Source organism: Emticicia sp., assembly GCF_049241225.1.
Classification (GTDB): domain Bacteria; phylum Bacteroidota; class Bacteroidia; order Cytophagales; family Spirosomataceae; genus Emticicia.
Genome location: NZ_JBMLRC010000400.1, coordinates 1 through 2,640 on the forward strand (window position 1 = coordinate 1; position 2,640 = coordinate 2,640).

The 2,640-nt window shown below is 37.5% G+C and carries 1 protein-coding gene; it reads right to left on the minus strand.

Annotation, left to right across the window (positions count from 1 at the left end):
• Window positions 1-2,404 (minus strand): ligand-binding sensor domain-containing protein (locus ACOVO2_RS21000; RefSeq protein WP_421771867.1); only part of this gene is annotated, 2,404 nt, incomplete at its 3' end.
• Window positions 2,405-2,640 lie beyond the last annotated feature (236 nt).

Genomic DNA, 2,640 nt, shown 5'->3' on the forward strand with positions numbered 1-2,640 from the left:
TGTAAAAAAAGTAAGCGTAGTAAGTACGCCAAAATGGAGGTTTAACGGTTATTTCGATAACTTTTTCGGGAGTTTCCCACGAACCATCTTCGCTGTGTGCTTTTAGTCGAAAAGTATAGGTTTTGGGGTCTAAGTTGGTGTAAACGGCCGTGGTATTGGTGCCAACTTCGTTCCATTCTTTATCAAAACCATCAAGTTTATATGAGTATCTATTTTCGTGCGGAGCAGTATAATTTAGGGCAATAAAATCAATTGAAAAGTTTTGTTTATAACTCAAAACCATTTCTTTAACAGTTGAAATATGCTCAGTAATTTCGGTATTTTCGACAGGATTAGCCTGTTTATTATTAATTTTCAAGTTGGTTGTCACCAAAATAGGAATACTGTTTTTTTGGACAATGCTGGCCGATTTGAAATAATTAAAACCATCAAGACCACCAAAAAACAAAGTTTTGTCGGCCGTTATCAAGCCCGAACCGACATTAAAAGTGCTTTGTTGCACTCCGTTGTAGTGCGTAAAATTTCGGAAAACCTTTTTATTGACATCAAAAGAGCTTATTCCCTTATTTGTACTCACCCAAAGTTTGCCTTTTTCGTCTTCCAATATTTTATAAATAACCTGATTCGATAAAGAATAACTTTCATCGAAGCATTCGAAAGATTTTGTGTTAGGTTTATATAGGCACAGGCCACCGCCCAAAGTACCAACCCAAACTTTGCCTGTGTGGTCGCAATAAATGGTTTGAACTCGGTCCATCGGTAGGCCGCTATTGCCCGAATTAAGTACTTGAAAACGATTTTGTGTTGGGTTGTAGATTGCCACACCTGTGCCATTCGAACCAAACCAAAAATTACCCGATTTATCTTGTTCTATAACCGTAATAAAGCTATTTAGCGGAATTTTTTCGCCAGGCTTTAAACCAAAGATCTGTTCGGTTGATTCTAACTGATTCGTTTCGGGGTCGAAACGATAAATAGAATTGCCATTTGTTCCTATCCAAGTTTTGCCGCTTTTGTCGGTCTTAAAACAGTTGATGGCTACATCGTTTGCGTCGTTGTTATTTTTGGGAATGTATAAATAACGAGAAGCTCCCGTGCCAAGATTAATGTTGTATAAACCAGCTTGATAAGTACCCACCCAAAGCGTATTTCCTGTACATTCAAGGGCTATAATTGATGAATTATTAGCTCGTTGTTGGGGTAATCGGAAAGGTTTTATCTGTCCAGTTTTGGAGTTAAAAATGTTCAGACCAGTTCCCTCAGTTCCGATAAAAACATCACCCGATGGACTTTCAGCAAACGACATTACAGAACTGCCCGTGAGGCCATTTGGGTCGAATGGCTTAAATTGTTTGTGATTAAAAAAAGCTAAATTGGTATCGTATTTATTGATACCAGCTTGATAGAAAGCAATCCAGTAGATGCCCGCATTATCGATGTAAATATCTCTAACCGAACGCCCGTACGTGTTAGGTGTAAAGCCATTTTGCTCCACCAACGTACTTTTAACTCTGCTGACTTTTCCAGTTGAAGGGTTAAGAATATCAAGATTACTTTCAGTTCCTACCCAAATTTGTCCTGTTTTATCGAAGGCAATCTTATGAATATGGTTATTGGAAAGCGTATTTACATCGTTTTTGTCAGATTTATAGACAGTAAAACTATCTCTGATTCCATTCATCAGGTTTAAGCCACCTTTGCCAGTACCAATCCATAATTTTCCATTTTTATCTTCCGCAATGCAAGTAATCTGATTATTGGAGATAGCATCTGGTCGAGCTGGGTCGCTTAAAAATCTAATAAATCGGTCGTTTTTCTTGTCATAAAGATGCAGTCCGTTGTCGGTGCCTACCCAAATATTATTTCGACTATCCTCAAAAACACGTTTGATAGTATTTGACGTTAACTTAAATTTATTATTGATATCGGCCTTAAATGCTTTTGCCCGTTTAGTGATAGGGTCAAAAACAAAAAGCCCAGCGTATGTACCTACCCAAATTTTGCCTGACTGGTCAGCACAAAGGCTAATAATCCAGCCGTATTTCGAGAAATCGTAATTTATGAATGAATCTAAATTGAGATTATAAACCGATAATGTGAGGTTAGTAGCCAGCCAAATTCGGTCGGCTTTGTCTTGAGTCATGGCTATAACTGGGCCTCGACCGATGCTCGTGCTGTCACGGTCTCTGTGCTGATAGGCAGTAAATTTTTGTCCATCAAAACGGTTGAGTCCATCTTCGGTGGCAAACCACATAAAACCATTTTTATCTTTTATGATAGCATTGACCGAATTAGAAGTTAATCCATTTTTACTACTGTAATTAATGAATTTATACTCAATCTGTTGTCCGTGAACCCATTGAATTACTCCCAAAAGAACCAATAAAATATATAACTTTCTCATTTTTGCTGAATTAACCTTACGATACTTCAAAGATATTATCCGACTGTTATCTCTCACAAATTAAATATACGATTCTCAAAAATTATCACTTCAATCGTGTGGGGCTTTTACAGAAACAATCCCCCAGCATTTTGTCAGAATGTGGGGGATTCGGTGTTTTTAGTGGCGATGTTTCAATTACTTCAAATTTGCTTTGAGAGCTTCTGCTACATACGAATAAGCTAATTTTCTTACGT